The sequence below is a fragment of the Trebonia sp. genome (assembly GCF_049794275.1).
In the GTDB taxonomy this organism is placed as follows: domain Bacteria; phylum Actinomycetota; class Actinomycetes; order Streptosporangiales; family Streptosporangiaceae; genus Trebonia.
On sequence record NZ_JBARCR010000135.1, the window covers coordinates 1 to 4,779 of the forward strand.

Annotated in this window: 7 protein-coding genes; all 7 read right to left on the reverse strand. The window is 72.4% G+C overall.

All coding sequences use genetic code 11. From position 1 onward, the window contains the following. Positions 1-411: imidazole glycerol phosphate synthase subunit HisF (gene hisF, locus WA805_RS03770; protein WP_425241652.1), on the reverse strand; the 411-nt coding region annotated here is incomplete at its 3' end. After that, positions 408-890 (reverse strand): RidA family protein, encoded by a 483-nt coding sequence (locus WA805_RS03775; RefSeq protein ID WP_422290096.1) that lies wholly within the window; start codon positions 888-890, stop codon positions 408-410. The genes hisF and WA805_RS03775, both read right to left, overlap by 4 nt. Next, complete coding sequence (gene priA, locus WA805_RS03780; RefSeq protein ID WP_422290094.1) at positions 887-1,624, reverse strand: bifunctional 1-(5-phosphoribosyl)-5-((5-phosphoribosylamino)methylideneamino)imidazole-4-carboxamide isomerase/phosphoribosylanthranilate isomerase PriA; 738 nt, start codon at positions 1,622-1,624, stop codon at positions 887-889. Before priA ends, WA805_RS03775 begins: the two co-directional genes overlap by 4 nt. Then, positions 1,621-2,250, reverse strand: coding sequence for an imidazole glycerol phosphate synthase subunit HisH (gene hisH / locus WA805_RS03785; protein ID WP_422290092.1), 630 nt, complete (start codon positions 2,248-2,250; stop codon positions 1,621-1,623). Before hisH ends, priA begins: the two co-directional genes overlap by 4 nt. Positions 2,251-2,294: 44 nt before the next feature. Then, a complete protein-coding gene (gene hisB, locus WA805_RS03790) occupies positions 2,295-2,888 on the reverse strand; it encodes an imidazoleglycerol-phosphate dehydratase HisB (RefSeq protein WP_422281512.1) in 594 nt (197 codons plus the stop codon). After that, positions 2,885-3,961 (reverse strand): histidinol-phosphate transaminase, encoded by a 1,077-nt coding sequence (locus WA805_RS03795; RefSeq protein WP_422290090.1) that lies wholly within the window; start codon positions 3,959-3,961, stop codon positions 2,885-2,887. Before WA805_RS03795 ends, hisB begins: the two co-directional genes overlap by 4 nt. Next, the coding region (gene hisD, locus WA805_RS03800; RefSeq protein ID WP_425241653.1) for a histidinol dehydrogenase at positions 3,958-4,779 on the reverse strand (822 nt) is incomplete at its 5' end. The genes WA805_RS03795 and hisD, both read right to left, overlap by 4 nt.

Here is a 4,779-nt window from a genome sequence, read left to right on the forward strand (position 1 = left end):
CGCCAGCACCCGGCGGGCGTCCACCGAGAGCACCACGCACTGCGACCCGAACTGCCGCGCCGCCTCGCCGAGCAGGGCGGGCCTGGCGATCGCGGCGGTGTTCAGCGAGACCTTGTCGGCGCCGGCCCGCAGCAGCGCGTCCACGTCCGCGCACGACCGCACGCCGCCGCCCACTGTGAGCGGGATGAACACCTGCTCAGCGGTGCGCCGCACCACGTCGTACATGGTCTGCCTGCCGCCGCTCGAGGCGGTGATGTCGAGGAACGTCAGCTCGTCGGCGCCCTCGGAGTCGTACAGCGCGGCCAGCTCGACCGGGTCGCCCGCGTCCCGCAGGTCGCGGAAGTTCACGCCCTTGACCACCCGCCCGCCGTCGACGTCCAGGCAGGGAATGACCCGCACCGCGACGGTCAAATGCTGTCGTCCGTGCTTGGCTCGTCCAGGCGAATCGCATCAGGAGGAGGCTCGCTCTCGTCCGGCTCCGCCTCGTCCGCGTCCGGGGAGAACTCCCGGTGCGCGACCACCTCGACCTCGACGAGCAGCCGCGGGTCGATCAGCGCGGCCACCTGGACCATGGTGGCGGCCGGCGGGGCCTGCTCGAAGGCCAGCCGGTGGGCCTCCCCGGCCTCCGCCCACCGGGAGATGTCGGTGACGTAGATCCGGGTCTGCACGACGTCCGCGAGGCTGGCGCCGAACTGCTCGAGCGCCGCGCTCGCGTTCAGCAGCGCCTGCTCGGTCTGCTTCGCCATGTCGCCGTCGAAGACGACCTTGCCGTCCGTCATCGAGGTGCACCCGCTGACGAAGATGAAGTCCCCCGCCGCGACCGCCCTGGAGTAGCCGACGGCCTCCTCGAACGGCCCGCCGGAGGACACCCGCCGCCGCGCCGGGCTCATGGCGCCACCGCCGACGCCACCTCGGCGAGGGCTTCCTGAAGTGTGAACGCGCCAGCGTACAAGGCCTTGCCCACGATCGCTCCTTCCACTCCGACGGGCACCAACGACGCCAGCGCGCGCAGGTCGCCGAGCGACGACACTCCCCCGCTGGCCACCACCGGCGCGCAGGTCCGGGAGCAGACGTCGCGCAGCAGGCCGAGGTTCGGCCCGCGCAGCGTCCCGTCCTTCAGCACGTCGGTGACAACGTACCGGGCGCAGCCCTCGGCGTCGAGCCGCTCGAGGGTCTCGTAGAGTTCGCCGCCCTCGGACGTCCAGCCGCGCGCCGCCAGCGTGCTGCCGCGCACGTCGAGGCCGACGGCGATCTTATCGCCGTGACTGCCGATCACCGAGCGGACCCATTCCGGCTTCTCCAGCGCGGCGGTCCCGATGTTCACCCGGGCGCAGCCCGTCGCCAGCGCGCGGGCCAGCGATTCGTCGTCGCGGATCCCGCCGGACATCTCGACCGCGATGTCGAGCTTGCCGACGACCTCCGCCAGCAGCGGCGCGTTCGACCCGCGCCCGAACGCCGCGTCCAGGTCCACCAGGTGCACCCAGGACGCGCCGGCCTCCTGCCACGCCAGCGCGGCCGTCACCGGGTCGCCGTAGGACGTCTCGCTCCCGGCGGCGCCCTGCACCAGCCGGACCGCCTGCCCGCCGGCCACGTCGACGGCCGGCAGCAAGATCAGTTCACTCACAGGGCCTCCAGCCAGTTAGACAAGACCGCGGCTCCGGCGTCGCCCGACTTCTCCGGGTGGAACTGGGTCGCGGCGACGACACCCTGCTCGACGGCCGCGGCGAACGGCTCGCCGTGCTCGGTCACGGTGATCTTCGCGCCCGCCTCAAGCAGCGGGTCCGCGTCGGCCATCCGCAGCGCGTAGGAGTGCACGAAATAGAACCGCGTGCCTGCCGGAATCCCGGCGAACAGCGCCGAACCCGGCGCCACGGCCACCGTGTTCCAGCCCATGTGCGGCAGCACCGGCGCGTCCAGGCGCTCGACGGTGCCTGGCCAGACCCCGCACCCGTCGGTGCGGACCCCGTGCTCGACACCCGCCGCGAACAGGACCTGCATGCCGACGCAGATGCCAAGGACCGGGCGCCCCCGCTCCAGCCTGCTCGCGATCACCTTCTCGCCGCCGATGCCGCGCAGGCCGGTCATGCAGGCGGCGAACGCGCCGACGCCGGGCACCACCAGGCCGTCGCATTCGGCGGCGGCGTCCAGGTCGGCGGTCACCGTGACGTCCGCCCCGGCCCGGGCCAGGGCCCGCTCGGCGGACCGCAGGTTCCCCGACCCGTAGTCGAGCACCACGACCCGGCGGGTCATGTCAGGTCCTGGGCGGAGGCGCGGGCCCGTTCCGGATAATGCATTTAAAGGACGCCCTTCGTGGACGGAACCCCGCCGGCCCTCGGGTCGAAGGCGGCAGCCGCCCGGAGCGCGCGGGCGACGGCCTTGAACTGGGCCTCCACGATGTGGTGCGGGTTGCGGCCGGACAGCACGTGCACGTGCAGGCAGATCCCGGCGGAGAACGCGAGCGACTCCCAGATGTGCCTGGTCAGCGTGGTGTCGTAGCTGGCACCGATCATCGGGGCCATGCCGTCGGGCTCCTCGTGGACCACGTAGGGGCGGCCTGACAGGTCGACGGCGGCGCGGACCAGCGTCTCGTCGAGCGGGACCAGGGCGTCGCCGAACCGCGAGATCCCTGACTTGTCGCCCAGCGCCTCGCGCAGCGCCTGGCCCAGCGCGATCGACGTGTCTTCCACCGTGTGGTGCGCGTCGATCTCGATGTCGCCCTTGGCCCGGACGGTCAGCCCGAGGCAGGCGTGCTTGCCCAGCTGGGCGAGCATGTGGTCGAAGAACGGCACCCCCGTCTCCACCTCGACAGGGCCGGGGCCGTCCAGGTCGAGCTCGACGAGCAGCTCGGTCTCTTTCGTCTCGCGGGTCACGCGTCCCACGCGGCTCACAATGCCAGCACCTCCGTCAGCGCCGCCTTGAACGCGGCTGTCTCTTCCGGCGTCCCCACCGTGACGCGCAGCCAGCCCGCCGGGCCGGTGTTCCTGATCAGCACCCCGCGGTCAAGCAGGCCCTGCCAGACCGCGTCCCTGTCGCCGAACACGCCGAACAGCACGAAGTTCGCGTCGCTGTCCGCCACGGTGAGGCTGTTTCCGCGCAGCCATGTGACGAGCTCGTCGCGGCCTTTGCGGAGCGCCTGCACGGTCGCGAGCGGCTCTTCTTTGTGGGCGAGCGCGGCGCGGGCGACCGCCTGGGTCACCGTGGACAGGTGGTACGGGAGCCGGACCAGCAGCAGCGCGTCGATCACCGCCGGATCGGCGGCCAGGTAGCCGAGCCGGGTGCCGGCGGCGGCGAACGCCTTGGACATCGTCCTGGTGACGACGAGCCGCGGCCTTCCTGGCAGCAGGGTGAGCGCGCTCGGCGTGCCGTCCCGGCGGAACTCCGCGTAGGCCTCGTCCACGACGACCATGCCCGGCGCCGCGTCGTACACCGCCGCGATGAGGTCGAGGGGGACGGAGGTGCCGGTGGGGTTGTTCGGGGAGGTGATGAACACGACGTCGGGCTGGTGGCGTTTCACCTGCTCAGCGGCCGTGGACATGCCGTAGTCGGCGTCGCGGGCGGCGGCGAGCCACTGAGTGCAGGTGACCGTGGAGATCAGCGGGTGCATCGAGTAGGACGGCTCGAAGCCGAGCGCGGTCCTGCCCGGGCCGCCGAACGCCTGCAGCAGCTGCTGGATGATCTCGTTGGACCCGTTCGCGGCCCACGTGCTGGCCGCGGTCAGGTCGTGGCCGAGGTAGTCGGCGAGGTCTTTGCGCAGGTCGGTCGCGTCCCGGTCCGGGTAGCGGTTGAGCGTGCCCGCCACGCCGGCCACCGCGCCGGCGATCGCCTGCTGGAGCGCCGCGCTCGGCGCGTACGGGTTCTCGTTGGTGTTGAGCTGCACCGGGACGTCGAGCTGCGGCGCTCCGTACGGGTGCAGGTCCTTCAGATCATCCCGAACGGGCAGGTGCTTCGCCTCTTCGGTCATTGGCTATCCCTGGGGACGCGGACGCGGACGGCCGCCACGTGCGCGGCGAGGTCCTCCGCGCCGCCGATCGCGTCGACGCGCGGCGCGACGGCCGCGAGCGAGTCACGGTCGCACTCGATGACGTTGACGACCTTGAGGTACGGGTACACCGACAGCCCGCTCGTGTGCCGCGCCGTGCCGCCCGTCGGGAGCACGTGGTTGGAGCCGGCCAGGTAGTCGCCCAGCGAGACCGGCGAGTAGGGACCGACGAAGACGGCCCCTGCGTTGCGGATCTCGCCGGCGACCTTGGCGGCGTCCTCGGTCTGCACCTCCAGGTGCTCGGGCGCCCACGCGTCGGAGACCGCGCGGGCGGCCTGGATGTCGTCGACGATGACGTAGCCGGCCTGGTTGCCGAGCGCGACGGCGACGCGCTCCTTGTGCTTCGTGGCGGGGAGCTGGCGCTGCAGCTCTTCGTCGACCCTGGCCGGCAGGCCCGCGTCGGTGGTGATGAGCAGGCAGGCGGCGAGTTCGTCGTGTTCGGCCTGGCCGATGAGGTCAGCGGCCAGGTAGGCGGGGTCGGCGGTGTGGTCGGCGATGATGCCGATCTCGGTGGGGCCGTTCTCCCCGTCGATGCCGACCTGGCCCTGCAGGATGCGCTTGGCGGCGGCGACGTACACGTTGCCGGGACCGGTGATCACGTCCACGGGCGCGCACTCACCGGTGCCGTAGGCGAACATGGCAAGCGCCTGCGCGCCGCCTGCCGCGTGGACTTCGGTGAGGCCGAGCAGCGCGCAGGCGGCCAGCACCGCCGGGTGCGGCAGGCCGCCGAACTCGCTTTG